General features: G+C 73.1%; 20 protein-coding genes. 6 read left to right on the plus strand and 14 right to left on the minus strand.

Annotation, left to right across the window (positions count from 1 at the left end; all coding sequences use genetic code 11):
• Positions 1 to 17: 17 nt before the first annotated feature.
• The 5 genes from ACFYL6_RS21335 to ACFYL6_RS21355 all read right to left on the minus strand — a co-directional run bounded on the left by ACFYL6_RS21335 (position 18) and on the right by ACFYL6_RS21355 (position 4,431).
• Positions 18 to 1,274, minus strand: a complete 1,257-nt coding sequence (locus ACFYL6_RS21335; protein ID WP_387173540.1) for a PQQ-binding-like beta-propeller repeat protein — start codon at positions 1,272 to 1,274, stop codon at positions 18 to 20.
• 81 nt (positions 1,275 to 1,355) lie between these two features.
• A complete protein-coding gene (locus ACFYL6_RS21340) occupies positions 1,356 to 1,838 on the minus strand; it encodes an SRPBCC family protein (protein ID WP_387173542.1) in 483 nt (160 codons plus the stop codon).
• Between the two features lie 144 nt (positions 1,839 to 1,982).
• Entirely contained in the window at positions 1,983 to 2,192 is a 210-nt protein-coding gene (locus ACFYL6_RS21345) for a DUF397 domain-containing protein (RefSeq protein WP_130405275.1), read from the minus strand.
• A 176-nt stretch (positions 2,193 to 2,368) separates the two neighbouring features.
• Positions 2,369 to 3,565 carry a fumarylacetoacetase gene (fahA, locus tag ACFYL6_RS21350; protein ID WP_387173544.1) on the minus strand — a complete coding sequence of 399 codons (1,197 nt, stop codon included), beginning with the start codon at positions 3,563 to 3,565 and terminating at the stop codon, positions 2,369 to 2,371.
• Positions 3,562 to 4,431 (minus strand): hypothetical protein, encoded by an 870-nt coding sequence (locus ACFYL6_RS21355; protein ID WP_387173546.1) that lies wholly within the window; start codon positions 4,429 to 4,431, stop codon positions 3,562 to 3,564. Before ACFYL6_RS21355 ends, fahA begins: the two co-directional genes overlap by 4 nt.
• Positions 4,432 to 4,525: 94 nt before the next feature.
• Between ACFYL6_RS21355 and ACFYL6_RS21360 the strand changes: the two genes are divergently transcribed.
• Positions 4,526 to 5,722 (plus strand): homogentisate 1,2-dioxygenase, encoded by a 1,197-nt coding sequence (locus tag ACFYL6_RS21360; RefSeq protein ID WP_387173548.1) that lies wholly within the window; start codon positions 4,526 to 4,528, stop codon positions 5,720 to 5,722.
• On the opposite strand, the gene ACFYL6_RS21365 is transcribed toward ACFYL6_RS21360, so the two are convergent.
• The 4 genes from ACFYL6_RS21365 to ACFYL6_RS21380 are packed head-to-tail and all read right to left on the minus strand — an operon-like array spanning position 5,719 to position 8,494.
• Positions 5,719 to 6,747: a tetratricopeptide repeat protein gene (locus ACFYL6_RS21365; RefSeq protein WP_387173550.1), complete on the minus strand. Its 1,029-nt coding sequence runs from the start codon at positions 6,745 to 6,747 to the stop codon at positions 5,719 to 5,721. The genes ACFYL6_RS21360 and ACFYL6_RS21365 overlap by 4 nt on opposite strands.
• A gap of 10 nt (positions 6,748 to 6,757) precedes the next feature.
• Positions 6,758 to 7,243: a 2-C-methyl-D-erythritol 2,4-cyclodiphosphate synthase gene (ispF, locus tag ACFYL6_RS21370; protein WP_196924679.1), complete on the minus strand. Its 486-nt coding sequence runs from the start codon at positions 7,241 to 7,243 to the stop codon at positions 6,758 to 6,760.
• 13 nt (positions 7,244 to 7,256) lie between these two features.
• Positions 7,257 to 7,952 (minus strand): 2-C-methyl-D-erythritol 4-phosphate cytidylyltransferase, encoded by a 696-nt coding sequence (gene ispD / locus ACFYL6_RS21375; RefSeq protein ID WP_387173552.1) that lies wholly within the window; start codon positions 7,950 to 7,952, stop codon positions 7,257 to 7,259.
• A 56-nt stretch (positions 7,953 to 8,008) separates the two neighbouring features.
• Entirely contained in the window at positions 8,009 to 8,494 is a 486-nt protein-coding gene (locus tag ACFYL6_RS21380; RefSeq protein WP_007073334.1) for a CarD family transcriptional regulator, read from the minus strand.
• Between the two features lie 328 nt (positions 8,495 to 8,822).
• On the opposite strand from ACFYL6_RS21380, the gene ACFYL6_RS21385 reads away from it, so the two are divergent.
• Positions 8,823 to 9,515 carry a hypothetical protein gene (locus tag ACFYL6_RS21385; RefSeq protein ID WP_387173553.1) on the plus strand — a complete coding sequence of 231 codons (693 nt, stop codon included), beginning with the start codon at positions 8,823 to 8,825 and terminating at the stop codon, positions 9,513 to 9,515.
• A 10-nt stretch (positions 9,516 to 9,525) separates the two neighbouring features.
• Here the strand turns inward: ACFYL6_RS21385 and ACFYL6_RS21390 are convergent, their stop codons facing one another.
• From ACFYL6_RS21390 to ACFYL6_RS21405, 4 genes are all read right to left on the minus strand, one after another.
• A complete protein-coding gene (locus ACFYL6_RS21390; RefSeq protein WP_387173555.1) occupies positions 9,526 to 10,173 on the minus strand; it encodes a hypothetical protein in 648 nt (215 codons plus the stop codon).
• Positions 10,174 to 10,197: 24 nt separating this feature from the next.
• Positions 10,198 to 11,256, minus strand: a complete 1,059-nt coding sequence (locus ACFYL6_RS21395; RefSeq protein WP_387173557.1) for a type III polyketide synthase — start codon at positions 11,254 to 11,256, stop codon at positions 10,198 to 10,200.
• Positions 11,257 to 11,341: 85 nt separating this feature from the next.
• A complete protein-coding gene (locus ACFYL6_RS21400; protein WP_387173560.1) occupies positions 11,342 to 12,508 on the minus strand; it encodes an acyl-CoA dehydrogenase family protein in 1,167 nt (388 codons plus the stop codon).
• A 41-nt stretch (positions 12,509 to 12,549) separates the two neighbouring features.
• The gene (locus ACFYL6_RS21405; protein ID WP_387173562.1) at positions 12,550 to 13,323 is read right to left on the minus strand and encodes a class I SAM-dependent methyltransferase; all 774 of its coding nucleotides are present in this window, start codon (positions 13,321 to 13,323) and stop codon (positions 12,550 to 12,552) included.
• Between the two features lie 46 nt (positions 13,324 to 13,369).
• On the opposite strand from ACFYL6_RS21405, the gene ACFYL6_RS21410 reads away from it, so the two are divergent.
• The 4 genes from ACFYL6_RS21410 to disA all read left to right on the plus strand — a co-directional run bounded on the left by ACFYL6_RS21410 (position 13,370) and on the right by disA (position 18,013).
• Positions 13,370 to 14,209 carry a UbiA family prenyltransferase gene (locus ACFYL6_RS21410; RefSeq protein WP_387173564.1) on the plus strand — a complete coding sequence of 280 codons (840 nt, stop codon included), beginning with the start codon at positions 13,370 to 13,372 and terminating at the stop codon, positions 14,207 to 14,209.
• A 140-nt stretch (positions 14,210 to 14,349) separates the two neighbouring features.
• Complete coding sequence (locus tag ACFYL6_RS21415; protein WP_387173566.1) at positions 14,350 to 15,153, plus strand: hypothetical protein; 804 nt, start codon at positions 14,350 to 14,352, stop codon at positions 15,151 to 15,153.
• Between the two features lie 86 nt (positions 15,154 to 15,239).
• On the plus strand, positions 15,240 to 16,697 hold the full coding sequence (gene radA, locus ACFYL6_RS21420; protein WP_387173568.1) for a DNA repair protein RadA: 1,458 nt from the start codon (positions 15,240 to 15,242) through the stop codon (positions 16,695 to 16,697).
• Between the two features lie 131 nt (positions 16,698 to 16,828).
• The gene (gene disA, locus ACFYL6_RS21425; protein WP_030327921.1) at positions 16,829 to 18,013 is read left to right on the plus strand and encodes a DNA integrity scanning diadenylate cyclase DisA; all 1,185 of its coding nucleotides are present in this window, start codon (positions 16,829 to 16,831) and stop codon (positions 18,011 to 18,013) included.
• 6 nt (positions 18,014 to 18,019) lie between these two features.
• On the opposite strand, the gene ACFYL6_RS21430 is transcribed toward disA, so the two are convergent.
• Complete coding sequence (locus ACFYL6_RS21430) at positions 18,020 to 18,736, minus strand: hypothetical protein (RefSeq protein WP_387173570.1); 717 nt, start codon at positions 18,734 to 18,736, stop codon at positions 18,020 to 18,022.
• Positions 18,737 to 18,774: the final 38 nt, after the last annotated feature.

The following is an 18,774-nucleotide window of genomic DNA, read 5'->3' on the forward strand; positions in this document are numbered from 1 at the left end:
GCGCCGAAGACGCACGATCAGGTGGCGGCCAGAATCACCGTCTCCCCGGTGTAGTAGTAGCGCCGGTCGTCACCGGTGGGGTCGACCGGCTTGCGGAGCCGCTCGACCGCGACGAACCCGTCCTCGGCCGTCACTGCCCCGGGTGCCCAGCCGGTCCCGTCCGAGCCGACGTTGAGTGCGAAGCGGGACAACTGCCTACCGGTCACCGGATCCAGCGTCACCAGATCGTTCGCCTCGGTGAGCAGGTGCACCCGGCCCGGCTGCCCGGCCAACACCCGGGCCGCGCCCAGACCCACGGATCGCCACAGCTCCGCGCCCGTGCGTGCCGATCGACCCACCGCGACCCCGTCGAGCACGGCGACGGACTGTTCACCGACCAGCACGGTGCCGGCCGGGTCCAGCGCCGGGGCGGGGACCGGCGCGCCGGCACCCAACAACCAACCCCGACCGCCCTCGTCGCCCGGCCCGGCGGTCCGCAACCCCAGACAGTCCGACCGGCCGGTACGGCAGCCGAGCGGCGTCACCGCCAACGCGTCCGGGCCGTTCGGCGGTCGCCAACGCTCGCGCACCGCGCCCGTCGCCGCGTCCCGGAACTCGACAGTGGCCGCCCCGGCGCAGGTGTCCAGACCGATCAGTTGCCCGGCGGCGGTGGTGCCGACATCACTGCGGCACCTGCCCGGCAGCTCGACCCGCCACAGCTCCCGGCCGCCGCTCAGCTCGACCCCACGCGCCTGGGCCTCCCCGCTCACCACAAGCACGACCCGCCCGTCGGGGAGGTCGGTGAGCTGGAGCCCGGGTGCATCCCAGACGGTCGCCGCCCCGGTACGCCGCACCAGCGCGGCGCTCTCGGCGGGCTCCGGACCGTCGGTTCGCCAGAGCACCCCGCCGGTCCGGGCGTCCAGTGCGACAAGTTGCCCGTCGGACCAGCGGCTGACCACCGTGCTGCCGCTGGCCACCACCGCGGTCAGCTCCGCCGGCCACCGCCGGTACGACCAGTACGGGCTGGTCCGGTACCGCCCGTCGACCGGGCGGTCGGCGTAGACCTGGCGGTGTGCGGCGTACACCCGCAGCCTCCCGTCCACGATCAACGGGGCGACCGGCAACCGACCGATCACTCCGGCAGCCGGTCGGGCCGGGGCCGGATAGTCGGCCCGCGCCACCGTGCTCACCTCAGCCGGCGCGAGGACCCGGTGCACGATGACCGCGACGGCCGCCGTCGCGAGCAGCGCCGCGACCGCGATCACGAGCCGTCGCCGGCCTCTCGGGAACCTCATGCCGCACCTCCGCCCGGCACCCTACCCAGCGGAGAGGGCCGGACCCCGTTCAGGTCACGGCGAGGGGTGGCCGACTGGCGCTCAGGCGGCTTCGACGGAGCCGGTGGCACCGGCCGCGACGGCCAGGTCGGCGAGATCACGCCAGAGGGCCGCCTCGACCGCCCGCGCGGCCAGCCCGCCGAGCAGCAGCGCCACGACCCGACCGTACGGAGCGGTCGGCACCGCCTCCTGGGTGACGGTGACCGCTGTGCACCCCCGACGGCGGCGGCGGACCGGTCGTAGGCTCCAGGTGATGCGGTAGTCCGCGCCGGCACCGGAGGAACAGAGCACCAGTCGCTGCGGCGCGAACGCCTCGACCACCAGGAACTCCTCGGTCAGCGTGCCGCCGCCCGGCTGGACGCGCTCCTCGCGCCAGGAGGTGCCCGGCCCGAACGAACCCGGCGTGAGCACCTCGATCGGGCCGGCTGCGGTCAGCCGGGCCGCTCGGCCGGGCAGATCGGTCAGCAGACGCCAGACGTCGACAGCGTGCGCCTCGATGATCCCGGTAATCGCCACCGTCGACATGCCACCCTCCCGTGTCCCCGACGGTACGCGGAGTGAGGGCCGCACGGGGCCCCCGGGACGGAATTTCCACCACCCGGAGGCCACGTTGTCCGATTGGGCGGTCGCTCCGGCACCGGTCGTCGTCGACCGGTGCCGAAGCGCCGGTCAGCGTTCGAAGCGACCGGCCCGAATCGCGCCGATGAACGCTGTCCACCCCGGCGGGCTGACCGCGAGTGTGGGACCGGTCTGGTCCTTGGAGTCGCGGACCCCGACCAGACCATGGACATCGACCAGGTTGTCCGCCACTTCCACGCAGAGCCCCTGGTCGTTTGAGCGGCTGCTGGTACGCCAGACCGCGCCCGCAAGATCGTGCATCGTCGTTACCTCCGTGTGCGTCGGGATTGCCCCACCGCTGGCGGCCGGACAGAGGCCGGCTCGGATTGCGCGGTGTGGCAACGGAATCCGGACGCTCAACGGATCAACCAGGGCCGGTGATCGCACAGCCGGTGCGATCACGGGTCCCGTGCACGAGACGGGCGGCGGGTGCCCGCTCAGCGGGCCGGACGAACCGTCCCGGATACCTCACCGAGGGCGATGGTGGTGCCGTCCGGGCCGGGCGCGGTGGCCGTGATGGTCACCGTGTCACCGTCGTCGAGGAAGGTGCGGCTCTCACCGCCCACCTTGACCGGCTCGGCCCCTCCCCAGGTCAGTTCCAGGAAGGACCCGACCTGCCCCCGGTCCGGGCCGGAGACGGTGCCGGAGGCGTACAGGTCGCCGGTACGCAGCGAGGCGCCGTTGACGGTGAGGTGCGCCAACTGCTGTGCGGGGGTCCAGTACATGGTGGCGAACGGGGGCTCGCTGACCTGCTCGCCGTTCCACTCCACCGCCAGGCGGAGGTCCAGGCCCAGGTGCGGCACGTCCCGCAGGTAGTCGACCACCGGCGGGTCCTGGTCGGGGGCCGGCACGAAGGCGTCGGCGAGTGCGTCCAGCGGCGTCACCCAGGCCGAGACCGAGGTGGCGAACGACTTGCCGAGGAACGGGCCGAGCGGCTGGTACTCCCAGGCCTGGATGTCCCGGGCCGACCAGTCGTTGACCAGCACCACACCGAAGACGTGCTCGGTGAAGTCGTCCACGGCTACCCGATCGCCCAACGCGCTGGGTACGCCCACCACGAAGCCGACCTCGGCCTCGATGTCGAGGCGTACCGATGGGCCGGTGACCGGGCCCTCGGCGGAGGCCCGCTGCCCGGTCGGCCGGGTCACCGGCGTGCCGGAGACGACAACCGTGCCGGCCCGACCGTGGTAGCCGATCGGCAGGTGCTTCCAGTTGGGCAGCAGCGGTGGCTGGCCGGGGCGGAAGATCTGCCCGACGTTCGACGCGTGGTGTTCGGAGGAATAGAAGTCGACGTAGTCGGCCACCTCGATGGGGAGCAGCAGCTCCACGTCGTCGAGGGGCACCAGCAGCGGCTCCACCGCGGCCCGGTGCGCCGGGTCGGTCAGCAGCTCGGTGAGCCGCTGCCGCACCGCCGTCCACTGCGGACGACCCAGCGCCATGAAGTCGTTGAGCACGGGTCGGCACAGCGTGCCGGCGGCAAGCACCAGCTCGGCGGCCTCCGCCGCGGCGAGGTCGAGGACCCAGGACCCGATCCGTACGCCGATCCGCGACGGACCCCCGTTCTGCCGGAACACCCCGTACGGCAGGTTCGTCACCCCGTACGGCGAACCGTCGGCGCCGGTCACCCAGGTCATGCGTCGTAGCCCCCGTTCACCAGCCCAAGCCGGATCAGATCGGTAAGTGGTTCCAGGATGCTGCACGAGCCGAAGCCCACCCACAGGGGGCGAGGCACGTCCAGCCGGGCCGTCGCGCGCTCCACCAGGGGACGCGGGTCGACGACGGTCAGCAGCTCGGCGACCGAGCGCACACCGTCACCATCGGCGGCGGCCAGGGTCGCGGCCAGCACGTTGGCGTAGCCGTGGTGGGTGAACCCGGTCTCCGGGTCGAGGTGTCGGACCGCCTGGTGCAGCCCGGCGGTGAGCTTGAACGGCAGAACCCGGTCGCGGCAGGCGCAGATCACCGTGGCCAGCTCGGTCGGGGTGGGGAAGAGTTCGGCGGCCAGGCCGCCGGTGCGGAACTTGGCCGCGATCGGCACCCCGTCGGCTCGCGCGGCGACGAGCGCGTCCAGCGCGCCCATCAGCCCGAAGGTCAGCGGCAGCTCGGCGTAGACGGCCTCCACGCCCGGTAGCGCGTCGGTCAGCCGCAGCAACTGGGCGATGCCGGGCAGCGGGTCCTCACCGCGCTTGGCGACCGCCACCTCGACCTGCCGCGCGGTGACGCCGTCCGGGGCGAGGAACGACAGCGCGAACGGCAGGTTCCCGACCCCGGTGTCACCGATCACGCCGACCACCAGGCCCTCGCCCGGGTCGACGAGACCGCTCAGCTGACCGGCGGCCACGTCCGAGGCGGGGATCAGCAGCGGGCCGACCAGGTCGGCGTACCAGGCGGCGCGGTGCTGGCGGTGGGCGGCCAGGGCGTCGTGCAGCGCGGCGCTGCCCGGCGGGAAGACGGCGGCGTCGTCCACCAGGCCGTGGAGGAGTGCGGGCACCTGCGTTGACACGGAACAAGAATGTACGGGACGCTACGAGGAACGGACAACAGCGTCCGACTATCGGACGCCTTCGGCCGGTGAACGGGACATATCGGGAGGCGAGATGCCGTACTACCGCAGCGTCGGCGAGGTGCCGCGCAAGCGCCACACCCAGTTCCGGCAGCCCGACGGCAGCCTCTACGCCGAGGAGCTGATGGGCCAGGAGGGCTTCTCCTCCGACTCGTCCCTGCTCTACCACCGGTACGCGCCCACCGCGATCCTGGCCGCCGACGAGTTCACCCCGCCCGCGTTCACCCGGGCGCCGAACCTGCCGCTCAAGCCCCGCCACCTGCGCACCCACAAACTGGACACCGGCGGCTCCGACCCCGTCCTCGGCCGGCAGTACCTGCTCGCCAACGACGACGTACGGATCGGTTACGTCCTCGCCGACCGGCCCTCACCGCTGTTCCGCGACGCCACCGGCGACCAGTGCCTCTACGTCGAGTCGGGCACCCTGCGGGTCGAGTCCCCGTTCGGGGTGCTGGACGCGGTCGCCGGCGACTACGTCGTCATCCCCACCTCGACCATCCACCGGCTGGTGCCCACCGGCGACCAACCCGTCCGGCTGCTCGCCGTCGAGGCGTCCGGGCACATCGGCCCGCCCAAGCGCTACCTCTCCGTACGCGGCCAGTTCCTGGAGCACTCGCCGTACTGCGAGCGGGACGTCCGCGGCCCCGACGCCCCGCTGCTCGTCGACGGCGAGGAGGTCGAGGTGCTGGTCCGGCACCGGTCCCGGGCCGCAGGCTCCGGTGGCAGCGGCACTGCGTGGACTCGTCATACTTATGCCCACCATCCGTTCGACGTGGTCGGCTGGGACGGGCACCTCTACCCGTGGGCGTTCTCCATCCACGACTTCGAGCCGATCACCGGCCGCATCCACCAGCCCCCGCCGGTGCACCAGACCTTCCAGGGGCCCAACTTCGTCATCTGCTCGTTCGTGCCCCGCAAGGTCGACTACCACCCGCAGTCGATCCCGGTGCCGTACAACCACCACAACGTCGACTCCGACGAGATGCTCTTCTACACCGGGGGCAACTACGAGGCCCGGCGCGGCTCCGGCATCGAGCAGGGCTCGATCTCGCTGCACCCGTCCGGCTTCACCCACGGCCCCCAGCCGGGTGCCGCCGAGCGTTCCATCGGCGCGGACTACTTCGACGAGCTGGCCGTCATGGTCGACACCTTCCGCCCACTGGATCTCTGCGAGGCAGCCAGCGCCTGCGAGGACGAGGGGTACGCCTGGACCTGGGCGCGTCGCGGCTAGCGGATGGCGGTCCTGGTGAAGACGGCGAACTCGGCTACCGCCGTGACGGCGATGGCCAGCACCAGGGGCCACGGGGAGCCGACCATGGCGTACACCACCAGCAGCAGCGGCGCGGCGGCCACGGCGTAGATCGCGAGGGCCATCGTGCGGTCCGCGTGCAGCAGGGCGGGCAGGACGGTCCGGGTCAGCCCCGGCAGCCGGGCCGCGAGCTGCCAGACGACGACCCCGCCGGTGAGCGCGGCGAGCACCGCCAGGATGCGGGAGAACCCGTCGTTCGCCGACGCCGCGAACGCCACCAGCACCGCCGCCACCAGCGACCAGCCCGCGCCGTAGAGCACCAGGCGGTGCAGTCCGTACGCGAGGGTCCGTGGCGAGTCGATCCGGCTCGGGCTGACCGTCACCGCTTCGGCGATGTGCTCCAACGCCTCCGACCAGCGGCGCTGCTCCAGCCGCATGACGCCCACGTCGTGGCCCGCCTCCGCGATGCGCGGGTCGAGCCGCAGCGCCTCCCGGTAGGCCCGCTCGGCCAGGTCGAACAGGTCCAGCCGGGCGGCGACCAGGCTGAGCACGAGGTGCGCCTGCGGCTCCTGCGGGGCCAGCTCGACACCGCGCCAGGCCGCGTTCAGCGCCGGCTGACCGTTGCGCGCGCCGGCCAGGATCGCCGCCGCGCTCCGCTGGGCGTACGCGTCGGTCGGGCCGAGGGCGATGATCCGGTCGGCGGTGGCCGCCGCCTCGGTGTAGCGCTCCAGATCGGACAGGGCCATGCCCCTGGCGACCAGCGGCGGCAGCGCCTCCGGCGCGGCGGCCACGGCCGTGTCGGCGGCGCTGAGCGCCTCGGCCGGGCGGTCGGCGGCCAGGTGCACCCGGGCCAGCATGGTGAGCGCGTCCACGTCATCCGGTTGGAGGGCCAACCCGTAGGCCAGCTCGCCAGCCGCCTCGTCGTAGCGGCCGAGTTCGGCGAGGAGTTGGGCCCGCTGGACGTAGCCGTCGGCGGCGGACTGGTCGGGGGCGGGGTCGCTGGACATCGCGGCGAGCTTAGGCGGCCGGCGCGTCGTACACCAGGGCCACCGCGACCCCGGCCAAGCCTTCCTCACGGCCGGCGAAGCCGAGCCCGTCGGTGGTCGCCGCCGAGACGGTGACCGGGGCGCCGACAGCGGCAGAGAGGACCTCCTGAGCCTCCGCGCGGCGCCGGCCGATCTTGGGGCGGTTGCCGATGACCTGCACGGACACGTTGCCGATCTCCAGGCCGGCGGCCCGCACCCGGCGGGCCGTCTCGGTCAGCAGCGCCACCCCGGACGCGCCGGCCCACTCCGGCTGGCCCACCCCGAAGGCGGAGCCCAGATCACCGAGCCCGGCGGCGGAGAGCAGCGCGTTGCAGGCGGCGTGCGCGGCCACGTCGGCGTCCGAGTGCCCGGCGAGACCGTCCTGGTCGGGCCAGAGCAGCCCGGCCACCCAGCAGGGCCGGCCCGGCTCGAACGCGTGCACGTCGGTGCCGATGGCCACCCGGGGAACGATCATGATCAGAGGGTACGCGTCAACCGGCCGCGGCAAGCAGGTGCTCGGCCAGGGCCAGGTCGAACGGTCGGGTGATCTTCAGGGCGTACTCCGAGCCGGGCACGCAACTCACCGCGACGCCCTGCTTCTCGACCAGCCCGGCGTCGTCGGTGAGAGAGTCACCGGCTGCGGCGTGTGCGGCACTGAGCACGGCCCGACGGAAACCCTGCGGGGTCTGCACCGCGCGCAGGGCGGACCGGTCGACGGTGCCGAGCACCACCTCGTCGGCACCGACTTCCTTGATCGTGTCGACGACCGGCAGGACCGGGATCACCGCGTCACGCCCGCCGCGGACCGCCGCCGCGACGGATTCGACCAGATCAGGCGGGGTGAGCGCGCGGGCGGCATCGTGCACCAGGACGATCGTCGGGCCGGCGGGCACCGCGGCCAGCGCGGCGGCCACCGACGCCTGTCGTTCCGCACCGCCGGGCACCACGATCACCGGTGCGACCGGGGCCAACAACTCGCGGACGGCCTGCACCTCGGCGGCCGGCGCGGCCACCACGATGGTGTGTACCGAGGGCGCGGCGGCCAGGCGACGCACGGCGTGCACCAACAGCGGCTCACCGGCGAGCAGGCGCAGCGCCTTGGGTCGGCCGGGGCCGAGCCGTACACCGGCACCCGCCGCAGGCACGAGGACCGCGACGTCACCGCGCGGATTGAGCTGCGCGGTCACGTCGCGGTCCTCGGTGGTTTCATCACTACGGAGTGGGTACGACGATGCTGTGCGGACTAGGCCTCGGTGAGGACCTTGTCGAGCAGCGTCTCCGCCTCATCCTTGGTGCTCTTCTCGGCCAGCGCGACCTCGCCGACGAGAATGTCACGGGCCTTGGCGAGCATCCGCTTCTCGCCCGCAGAGAGGCCCCGCTCCCGCTCCCGGCGCCACAGGTCACGCACGACCTCGGCGACCTTCAGCGGGTTGCCGGAAGCCAGCTTTTCCAGATTGGCCTTGTAACGCCGCGACCAGTTGGTCGGCTCCTCGGTGTGCGGAGCCCGCAGAACGTCGAAGACCTTACCGAGGCCTTCTTCGCCGACCACCTCACGGACGCCCACGATCTCGGCGTTCTCGGCCGGCACCCGGACCGTCAGGTCACCCTGCGCGACCCTCAGGACGAGGTATTGCTTAGGCTCGCCCTTGATGACCCGAGTCTCGATTGCCTCGATGAGTGCGGCCCCGTGGTGGGGGTAAACAACGGTCTCGCCGACACTGAAAACCATAGGTTCGAAACCCCTTTCGCTGTGTCTAGGGTAACACGCTCAGGCACCGATGTCTCACCGATGTCCTGACCGTTGGCGCAGCTCAGGGGCCCTGTGAGAGGTCTTGCTTCAGCTTGACAGGCGGTCAAACCGATGGTTCGAACACGCTCCGTAACGCACAAATGACTGCCCGGTACGGGTGAACAGAACGTCGAGATCAAGGGCTATGCGCTCCTCCCATGGTAGCCCGGCCAGCAGGACCGCGCCCAGATGTAGCGGGAGGAGCCCCCGGTGCGCGACCCTGGAGACCGAGCCGCACTCCGCTCTCGAGACGCTTCCAGGAGGTCCGATGGGCAAGCCGGACGCAGAGGGTCACGGGCCAGCCGACGGCCTGCCCGGCCTGCCGCCCGAATGGGGCCGCGTGGTGGTTCCCGACGACGCCTCCGCGCTGGCCGCCGAGGCCGCCCAGGTCCGCCGTGAGCTGCGCCGGGCCAGCGGCCTCCCGGGCGGTCACCGGGCCCTGGCCCTACCGCTGCTGGTCCTGCTGGTGGCGGTCCTCACCACGCTGGCCGGTCTGCTGGTCGTCACCTGGCCCCGCGCCAACCGTGGCACCGACCGGCCGACCCCGGCCCCCTACGCGCCGCCCGCGACCCTCGTCGGTCGGGCGCTGCCCGCACTGGACCTGGTCGACGCGGACGACGCGCCCGTACCCCTGCGCGGCCTGCTACCCGCCATGATCATTCTGCTGGACGGCTGCCCCTGCCCGGACCGGGTCACCGACGCCCTGGCGGCCGCCCCCGCCGGCGTCTCCGTGGTCACCGTCACCGGAGGGCGGACGGCCCCGGCCGGGCCCACCACCGGGCGGAGGGCTCGCGCCCTGGCCGACCCCGCCGGAGGGCTCCGCTCGTTCCTCGGTCAACCGGCCCGCCCCGGCACCGCGGCCGCCCTGCTGGTCGACCGGACCGGCACGGTGACCCGGGTGCTGCCCGAGCTGGGCACGGTCGAGTCCTACCGGAACGACCTGAGCGCCCTGGCCGCCTGACCCGGCACGACTACCGGGGCAGCGCGACCAGCTGCGCCTGGATGTCGATGGGCCGGTCGACGGCCGACAGGGACACCCGGAACGGCCCGCTACCGGGCAGCACCTCGGCATTGGCGACCGTGCCGTCGCAGTCGATGCGGGGCTGGCCGACGATCTCGGCCCCGGTGCTCGTCACCGCCATCGTGCCGGGTCGGGTGCACCGGTACTGGAGCAGGTAGCGGGCGCCGTCGTCGCCGGCCTGCCGGGTCAGCCCCTGACCGCGAGCGAGCTCCCGCTCCTCCCGCCAGATCGTCTCCTTAAACACCGGCAGGTCACCCGAGGGAAAGAGCACGGCGGGATCGCCCTCGATGTCGGTGATCGAGCCCGTCGCCGGGTCGATCACCACCCGCGAGCCGGTGCGCACCCGGAGGACCTCGCCGGTGTTGGGGTCCATCCGCACCGTCACCCGCTCGTCGGGCTCCTCCGGCAGGATAAAACGTTCAATTGGGGTGCTGACGCTCGGTCCGACCGATGGCACCGCCGCCGCCGAAGGGACAGCCGTCCCGGCCGTCGACGCGGGCGCGGCGGCACGCCACCACCCGGCGCCGACGACCAGGACGGCCACCGCGGCACCACACAGCACCATCGAGCGCAGCCGGTCGTCCGAGGTCGCGTCCACCCCCCGAGCGTACCGGCCGGAGGTTCAGTCCTGTCGATCCAGCAGGGCGGCGTACAGGGTGAGGCCGGGGCCGAAGGCCAGCATGACGATGCGCCGAGCCGCCGGTGTCGCCCGGCCCAACCGGTCCAGGATCAGCAGCACGGTGGGCGACGAGCAGTTGCCGTGCTCGTCAAGCGTCGCCCGGGACGCCGCCAGCCCCAGCGGGGGCAGCGCCAACTCCCGCTCGACCACGTTGAGGATCCGCGGCCCGCCCGGGTGCACCGCCCAACCGTCCACCTCGGAGCTGGTCACGCCGTGCCGCGCCAACAGGTCGTCGACCAGCCCGCGGACGTGCCTCGACAGCACCTGCGGCACCTTCGGCGACAACCCCATCCGGAACCCCGCGTCGGTGACGTCCCAGGTCATGTGGTCGGCGGTCGAGGTGTCGGTGACGGCGGTGACCTCGCGTACCGCGTACCCCCGGCCGCCCGGCGCGACCACGGCGGCGACCGCGGCGTCCGAGAAGAGCGCGTGGGAGACGATCTGCTGGGTGTCCACCCGGGCGCTGGACGGCTGGATGTGCAGGCTGGTCAGCTCCGCGCAGAGCAGCAGCGCCGGACGCCCCCGGGCGGTGACGAAGTCACTCGCCGCACCGAGCCCCGGCAACGCCGCGTAACAGCCCATGTGGCCGATGAACATCCGCTGTGTGTCCGCGGCCATGCCCAGGTCCCGGGCGAGCAGGATGTCCAGCCCCGGGGTGGCGTACCCGGTGCAGGAGCAGACGATGAACAGCCCGATGTCACCGGCGCTCAGCCCGGCCGCGGTCAACGCGCGACCCACCGCCTCCTTGCCCAGCGGCAGCGCCTCCACCTGGTAGCGGCGCATCCGGCGCTCGGTCGGCCAGTCCGAGACGTCCTCCAGCAACGGGTTGACCGCGGCCTGCCGCCGGGTCACCCCCGAGTTGGCGAAGATTCGCTGGGCCAACGACCGGGTGGTGCCGGAGAAGTGCCGGGAGAAGAAGCCCTCCCACAACTCGTCCTGCGAAGCGGACGGCGGCTGCGCTGTCCCGAGCCCCGCGATCACTGGTACGAACACGATCCCCACCTCTCGTCAGATGCTGTCCTCCCCCTGGCCGTCCCACCAGCCACCTCGGCTGGTCGTTCTTTCGTGCGAGCCCGGTGCGGCGGGCTCACCAACGCGGTGCCGATCCGTCACGATCCGGGTCGCCGCCCAGCGCGGCGATGCCGAGCCAGTCGGCGCAGACATCCGACGTGGCCGGGTGCAGTGAGCCGCAGCGGGCGTCGCGGTAGAGCCGCTCCAGCGGATGGCCACGGCGGGTCGCCGAGGTGCCCGCCGCCTCCAGCACCGACGCCGCCACCTCGGCGGCCGTCGTGCCGGCGAGCAACTTCGCCCGCCACACCCAGCGGTTGGTCTCCTCGTCACCGGGCGCCTCGTCCACCCGGCGGGCCGCCTCGGCCACCACCAGCTGCGCGGCGGCCGTCGCCGCGTCCGCCCGACCCAGCCGGGCCCGCACCGCCGGCAGACCGGCCAGGTTGCGGGCGTTGAGGTGCCCGGCCGCGGCGTCGATCGCCGCACGGGCGACCCCCACGTAGACGGCCGCGTAGCTGGCCACCAGCCAGTGCGGCATCAGCTGGGCGACCACCAGCGCCAGCCCCTCCACGCCACCGAGCAGCCGGTCGGCGGGCACTGTGACGTCCAGGTGCAGGTCGTGGGAGGAGGTGGCGCGCATACCGAGCGAGTCCCAGGTCGGCTCCACGGTCAACCCGTCGCCGGCCGGCACCAGGAACTGTGAGACCACCGACTGGTCCGCCGCGCTACGCGCCGCCACCAGATAGCCGTCCGCGTGCCCGGCGCCGGAGCAGAAGGTCTTGCTGCCCTTGAGGTGCCAGCCCCCGTCGACCGGCTCGTACGCCGTGGTCAGCTGGGACAGTCGCGCGCCCGCGCCACGCTCGCTCATCGCGACCGCGTACCAGGAGCCCTGCGCCGCCGCGCTGAGCAGCCGGTCGCGGGCGACCAAGGCCTCGTCCGGTACGCCCAGCGCCTCGGCCAACTCCTCGGTGACCGCGCCCAGCGCTCCGGTCACCGAGGCGTGCATGTTGAACACCAGGGCGGTCGCACCGTTGCCCCGGGCAAGCTCAGTGGCCACCGCGGCGTACTCGGCGAAGGTGGCTCCCAGGCCGCCGAGTGCCCGGGGCACCATCAGCCCGAACAGGCCAGCCTCGCGCAGGTCGGCGAAGTCGTCCACGGGGAAGGAACCGTCCCGGTCGTGTTCGGCCGCCCGCGCGGCGAACCGCGGTGCCAACCGGCGTGCTGCCTCAAGCGCGTGCACCGTCATCTCGTCCCCTCCTTGGCGTTCCATACCCCGCCACGGCCTGACTATCCTTTGCGGACCCCCCGGCCCTGGTAGAGCACGGCGGTGGACCGGGTCGGCACGATGCGCGGCGGGCGGCCGGCGGGCTCCGCACCGGGCGTTCCGGCCGCGCGGGCGCGGCGCAGCAGCCAGGCGAGCATGCCGCCGACCTGCGGACGAATGCCGCGCAGGCGCAGGTCGACACCGTGCCGGGCACACTCGGCCACCAGCGCCCGCGCGTCCACGAACAACCGTGGATCATGGATGCCGCGGGGCACCGTCGGCAGCCGCTCGGCGATCCGGACCGCGACGAGCCGGGCCAGCGCCGTGTCGTTCAGGGTGTCAAGCACCAGCACGCCACCGGGGCGTAGCAACCGACACGCCTCGGCGACCGCGCGCGGCCAGGCTGGCACGTGCTCCAGCAACTCGCCCGCGGAGACCACGTCGGCGCAGCCGTCGGGCAGCGGGACCGCGGTGGCGTCACCCTGGACCACCCGCACCCCGTGCTCGGCCGCCTGGACAAGAGCCGAGCGGGTCAGATCCACCCCGACGTGGCGGTAGCCCTTGCCGGCCAGGTGCGGCGCGAGCAGGCCGGCGCCACAGCCCAGATCGACGAGCAGCGCGCCCGGCCGGGTGGCCGGCGGCACCATCGCCGCGCGGGCCTCCGCCAGCCAGTGCAGCATCGCGAACGCACCATCCGGCCGCCACCACTCACCGGCCAGATCGTCGTACTGACGCGGATCGTTTCGCGGCAGCACCCTCGGACCGGTGGAAGCCCCGGCCGCAGCCACGTCTCGCATGGAACCGAGCGTGGCACGACTGCTCGGTAACGACCAGACTTCCCTTATGTCGTCGAGGGTGTTAGGGCTGGTCAGAGCGAGCCATCCGGAACCGGCCGCGGCGGTGACCACGGTGGCCGGTCTGCTGGCGTGGGGAGTGGGCCACCGGCCGGCCGGAATCGTCTCGGTGGTGCTCGCCGTGCTGGCCAGCCAGCTCGCCGTCGGCTGGACCAACGACGCGCTGGACGCCGAGCGAGACGCCACTGTGGGGCGTACCGACAAACCGGTCGCCAGTGGCGCGGTCGGTCGGCGCGCCACGGCCTGGGCCGCCGCGGCGGCCGCGGTGGCCTGCCCGCTGCTGGCGCTGACCACGAACCCGACGGCGGCGTTCTGGCTGACGCTCGCCCTGGTCTCCGCCCTGCTCTACGACTGGCCGCTCAAGGCCACCGCGTTCTCGGTGCTGCCCTACGCCGTGTCGTTCGGCGCGCTGCCCGCCTTCGTGGTGCTGGCACTGCCCGGCCAGCCGGCCCCACCCGTCTGGCTGGTGACGGCGGCGGCCTGCCTGGGCGCCGGCGCGCACTTCGCCAACGTCCTGCCCGACCTGGCCGACGACGCCCGCACCGGCGTGCGCGGCCTGCCCCACAGGCTGGGCGCCGCCGGCAGCCGGGTGGCCGCGGCGGGTCTCCTCCTGGCGGCGACCGCGACCCTGGTCCTCGGACCACCCGGACCGCCGTCGGTGGTCGGCTGGGCGGCGGTCGGCACGGCCGCCGTGGTGCCACCACTGAGCTGGTACGCCGGACGCTCGGCGACCCGGGCCGGCCGGCGGCCGGTGGCGGCGTTCCGGGCGGTGATGCTGGTGGCCCTCATCGACGTGGTTCTGCTGGTGGCGAGCGGTCGGGTGGTGTGAACGCCACCCGGGCAGGTGGCATTGCCGGGTCCGCGTGCGGGCCTCGATCAGCCCCAACTACCCTGGAGCGCGGTCTGCGCGGGTATGGCCACCGTGCCCGGCGTACGGCCCGGGTGGGGATTGTGACGAGGAGGACCGACGTGACGCGCTCGATCAGGGGATCCCGGCGGGCGGCCCTGTTGCTGTCCGGGATTGCGGCGGCCAGCCTGCTGGCTTCCGGATGCGGCACCGGTCAGATCGCCGAGACCGCGTTGAAGGAGCCGTCGGTCCAGGGCGTCAGCCTCACGACCAACAACGGTTCCTTCTCGGTGCGAGGCCTGCTCGTGGACTTCCCGGGCACCGAGGGTTACAAGGCCGGCCAGGACGCCGGGCTCGGCGCCGTGATCTACAACGACTCCAAGGAGACGGTGACGGTCACCGTCACCACCGAGAGCGCCCGCGAGGTGGTGATCAGCGGCGGCTCGGCGAGCCCGTCGCCGTCCGCCTCGGAGTCCGCCTCCCTGAGCCCGTCTCCGTCCGGTTCGGCGAGCCCGTCGACTTCCGGCTCGGCCAGCCCGTCCAACTCGACGTCCGGTTCGCCGAGCCCGTCGGTGACGCCGTCCGAGACCGGCTCGTCCTCGGCCACCCCGTCCGCCCCGGAGTCGGCGCGGGCGTCCGGTTCGGCCAGCCCCTCCGCCCCGGGCCAGCCGGCTCGGATCGAGCTGGCGCCGTTGAGCTACATCCAGTTCAACTCCGAGGCCACCACGCAGCTCCGGTTGATCGGCCTGACCGAGGCGCTGCGCTCCGGCCAGAACGTCGTCGTGACCTTCGACTTCGGCAACGGCAACACGGTCACCGGCCAGGCGCCGGTCGCGGTGCCGCTCACCCCGGCGGTCCCGCCGTCGCCGATCATCGAGCGCGAGGGCGGCTACGAGGGCAACGAGGGCGGCACGACCCACGAGTGACCCGAACCCGCACATCGACAAACGCCCCGGCGTGGTGACCACCACGCCGGGGTGTTTTCGTCGTACGCGAGGGCTAGCGTCCTGATGTGACCACCTCCCGATCGACTCCTCCGCGTGGCGGCACGGCCGGTGCCGCCCGTGGTCGGTCCGCCGCCCGCGACCCGCGTCCGGCCTACCAGTGCGACGCGTGCGGGCACCAGCCGCCCAAGTGGGTGGGGCGCTGCCCGGAGTGCGGCGAGTGGGGCGCGGTGGTCGAGAGCACGGTGACCGGCCCGACCGTCGCCGGTCGAGTGGTCAGCTCCCGGATGCCGAGCGAGCCGGCCCGGCCGATCGCCACCATCAGCGCCGCCCCGGCCCGCGCCGTGCCCACCGGGGTGAGCGAGCTCGACCGGGTGCTCGGCGGCGGCCTGGTCCCCGGTGCCGTGGTGTTGCTCGCCGGTGAGCCCGGCGTGGGCAAGTCGACCCTCCTGCTGGATGTGGCGCAGCAGTGGGCGCTCGGCGCCGGCAGCCCCTCGCTGGTGGTCAGTGGCGAAGAGTCGGTCAGCCAGGTGCGCCTGCGCGCCGAGCGGATGGGCACCCTGCACGAGCAGCTCTACCTCGCCGCGGAGAGCGACCTGGCCTCGGTGCTCGGTCACCTCGACGCGGTCAAGCCGGGCCTGTTGGTGCTCGACTCGGTGCAGACCATCTCGACCAGCGGCACCGAGGGGGTGCCCGGTGGGGTGACCCAGGTCCGCGCGGTCACCGCCGCGCTGGTCTCGGTCGCCAAGGAGCGGGGCATCGCGACGGTGCTGGTCGGGCACGTCACCAAGGACGGCCAGGTGGCCGGGCCTCGGGTGCTGGAGCACCTGGTCGACGTGGTGCTGCACTTCGAGGGCGACAAGCACTCGTCGCTACGCCTGGTGCGCGGCGTGAAGAACAGGTTCGGCGCGGCCGACGAGGTCGGCTGCTTCGAGATGCACGAGGGCGGCATCAGCAGTCTGGCCGACCCGTCCGGGCTGTTCCTGACCCGCTACGCGGAGCCGGTCCCGGGCACCTGCGTGACAGTGGCCATGGAGGGGCGGCGGGCCCTGGTCACCGAGGTGCAGGCGCTGATCGGCGCGACCGTGGCGGGCTCTCCCCGACGCACCGTCTCCGGCCTCGACTCGGCGCGACTGGCGATGGTGCTCGCGGTGCTGCAACGGCGCACCGAGCGGCTGACCCTGCACGACAGGGAGGTCTTCGCCGCCACCGTCGGCGGGATCCGGGTGGTCGAGCCGGCCGCCGACCTGGCGGTGGCCCTGGCGGTCGCCTCCGGCGGGCTCAACCTGGCGATCGCGCCACACCTGGTGGCGATCGGTGAGGTGGGGCTGACCGGCGAGGTGCGCCGGGTCGGGGCGGTGCCGCGCCGGCTGGCCGAGGCGGCCCGGCTGGGGTTCAAGGTGGCCCTGGTGCCACCCGGCTGCGGCCCGGCCAGCACCGGCGCCGGCCCCGGGCAGATGCAGGTGACCGAGGTCACCGACGTCCGTTCGGCCCTGCACCATGCGGCCCGCGCGTCCGCCGAGTGACCCACCGTGCCGACGAGGGCGGCGAAACCGGACAGCACGTCGCAAGCGGGAAACGTTGAAGAGGGCGGCATCGTGACACATCACAGTAACCACGACAGCACCCACCGCACGGCAGTCCGTAGACTGTGCCCGTGCCGATCGACCGCGATACCACCAAGCCAGCCGGCGCGCCGCCCCAGGCCCGCACCGGCGCCGTGGGCTCGCCCGCCCGCCCGATCAGCGTGAGCGTGACCGCGGGAGCCGCCGGCAGCGCCGGAGATCCGCTGCGGGCCAATCTCGCCCTGATGGCCCCGGGCACCGCCCTGCGCGACGGCCTGGAGCGCATCCTGCGCGGCCGCACGGGGGCGCTCATCGTGCTCGGCTACGACAAGGTGGTCGAGGGCCTGTGCACCGGCGGCTTCCCACTGGACGTGGAGTTCTCCGCGACCCGGGTGCGCGAGCTGTGCAAGATGGACGGCGCTGTCGTGCTCTCCAGCGACGGCACCAGGATCGTCCGGGCGGCCGTGCACCTGATGCCCGACCCGTCCATCCCGACGGAAGAGTCCGGCACCCGGCACCGCACCGCCGAGCGGGTGGCCCGCCAGACCGGCTACCCGGTCATTTCGGTCAGCCAGTCCATGCGGATCATCAGCCTCTACGTCAACGGCCAACGGCACGTGCTCGACGACTCGGCGGCCATCCTCTCCCGCGCCAACCAGGCGCTCGCCACCCTGGAGCGTTACAAGCTCCGGCTGGACGAGGTCTCCGGCACGCTCTCCGCCCTGGAGATCGAGGATCTGGTCACCGTGCGGGACGCGGTGGCCGTGGTGCAGCGACTGGAGATGGTTCGCCGGATCGCCGACGAGATCGCCGGTTACGTGGTGGAGCTGGGCACCGACGGCCGCCTGCTCGCCCTGCAACTCGACGAGCTGATGGCCGGCGTGGACGCCGACCGCACCCTCGTCATCCGGGACTACCTCCCCGTCGGCCGCAAGTCGCGCACCCTCGACGAGGCCCTTGTCGAGCTGGACCTGCTCGGTGCCACCGAGCTGATCGACCTGGTGTCGGTGGCCAAGGCGATCGGCTACCCGGCCGCGTCCGACGCGCTCGACGCCGCGGTCAGCCCGCGCGGCTTCCGACTGCTGGCCAAGGTGCCCCGTCTACCGGTGGCGGTGGTCGACCGCCTGGTGCTGCACTTCGGCAGCCTCCAGCGTCTGCTCGGAGCGACCGTGGAGGACCTGCAAGCCGTCGAAGGGGTCGGTGACGCCCGGGCCCGCGGCGTCCGTGAGGGGCTGTCCCGGCTCGCCGAGGCATCCATCCTGGAACGCTACGTCTGACCCGCCTCAGCCGGTGACGGTGAGCTTCACCGGGTCGCTGAGCTTCGTGCCGACCCGAGCGAACACCTGGTACGACCCGACCGGCGCGAACGGCCCGGCGGCCAGTGCACCGTCACAGCGGCTGGTGTCGCGCCCGTTCCACGGCACCTGGTAGGAGCGCTCGAAGTTCGGCGTGAAGGTCTGCACGTCCGAGCCCACGACCTTGCCGCACGTGTCCGACGACCAGACCTTCTCGGCACCGGACTTGATGAAGATCTCCTGAAGGTCGGCGCCGACGTTGCGACTGCACGTCCGGTCCGACGTGTTCTTGATCCTCAGTTGCAGCTCGACCACCGCGCCCCGCTGCACCGAGGTCGGATTCGCCGACGAGATCACGCTGATCTCCGCGTTGGTGCAGGTGCCGTCGTCCTCCGAACCGGCGGCCGCGCCCAGCGGCGGTGTGTTGCTGGTGATCGCCGGGCTCGGATTCGTCGCACCCGAATCAGCGGACGCCGACGATGATGGCCCCCCGGTCTGCGGTGTCAGCACCGGCCCGCCGGGACCAGACGTCGCGGCGGACGTCGCCGACGGCGAACCTCCCGCCTTCGGCTCCTGACCGCCGGAACCACCCGAACCGGTGCAGGAGTAGAGCAGGACAATCAGGAACAGAAACCCCGCTCCGAGTACGACGGCGCGACGCCGCCAATACACGGCGGGTGGCAGGGGGCCGACCGTCAGACGCATGATGCCCTCCACCGTAGCCGCGCCGTACCCGGCAGTGC

It is taken from the genome of Micromonospora sp. NPDC007208 (assembly GCF_042869175.1).
Classification (GTDB): domain Bacteria; phylum Actinomycetota; class Actinomycetes; order Mycobacteriales; family Micromonosporaceae; genus Micromonospora; species Micromonospora foliorum.

What these genes read in the sequence shown, in the direction of transcription:
- ACFYL6_RS21410 (WP_387173564.1), top strand. Translation starts at nt 13,370, where the DNA reads ATGTCGTCGAGGGTGTTAGGGCTGGTCAGAGCGAGCCATCCGGAACCG.
- ACFYL6_RS21405 (WP_387173562.1), bottom strand. Translation starts at nt 13,323, where the DNA reads ATGCGAGACGTGGCTGCGGCCGGGGCTTCCACCGGTCCGAGGGTGCTG.
- ACFYL6_RS21360 (WP_387173548.1), top strand. Translation starts at nt 4,526, where the DNA reads ATGCCGTACTACCGCAGCGTCGGCGAGGTGCCGCGCAAGCGCCACACC.
- ACFYL6_RS21335 (WP_387173540.1), bottom strand. Translation starts at nt 1,274, where the DNA reads ATGAGGTTCCCGAGAGGCCGGCGACGGCTCGTGATCGCGGTCGCGGCG.
- fahA (WP_387173544.1), bottom strand. Translation starts at nt 3,565, where the DNA reads ATGACCTGGGTGACCGGCGCCGACGGTTCGCCGTACGGGGTGACGAAC.
- ACFYL6_RS21400 (WP_387173560.1), bottom strand. Translation starts at nt 12,508, where the DNA reads ATGACGGTGCACGCGCTTGAGGCAGCACGCCGGTTGGCACCGCGGTTC.
- ACFYL6_RS21380 (WP_007073334.1), bottom strand. Translation starts at nt 8,494, where the DNA reads ATGGTTTTCAGTGTCGGCGAGACCGTTGTTTACCCCCACCACGGGGCC.
- ACFYL6_RS21430 (WP_387173570.1), bottom strand. Translation starts at nt 18,736, where the DNA reads ATGCGTCTGACGGTCGGCCCCCTGCCACCCGCCGTGTATTGGCGGCGT.
- ACFYL6_RS21385 (WP_387173553.1), top strand. Translation starts at nt 8,823, where the DNA reads ATGGGCAAGCCGGACGCAGAGGGTCACGGGCCAGCCGACGGCCTGCCC.
- ACFYL6_RS21345 (WP_130405275.1), bottom strand. Translation starts at nt 2,192, where the DNA reads ATGCACGATCTTGCGGGCGCGGTCTGGCGTACCAGCAGCCGCTCAAAC.
- ACFYL6_RS21365 (WP_387173550.1), bottom strand. Translation starts at nt 6,747, where the DNA reads ATGTCCAGCGACCCCGCCCCCGACCAGTCCGCCGCCGACGGCTACGTC.
- ACFYL6_RS21340 (WP_387173542.1), bottom strand. Translation starts at nt 1,838, where the DNA reads ATGTCGACGGTGGCGATTACCGGGATCATCGAGGCGCACGCTGTCGAC.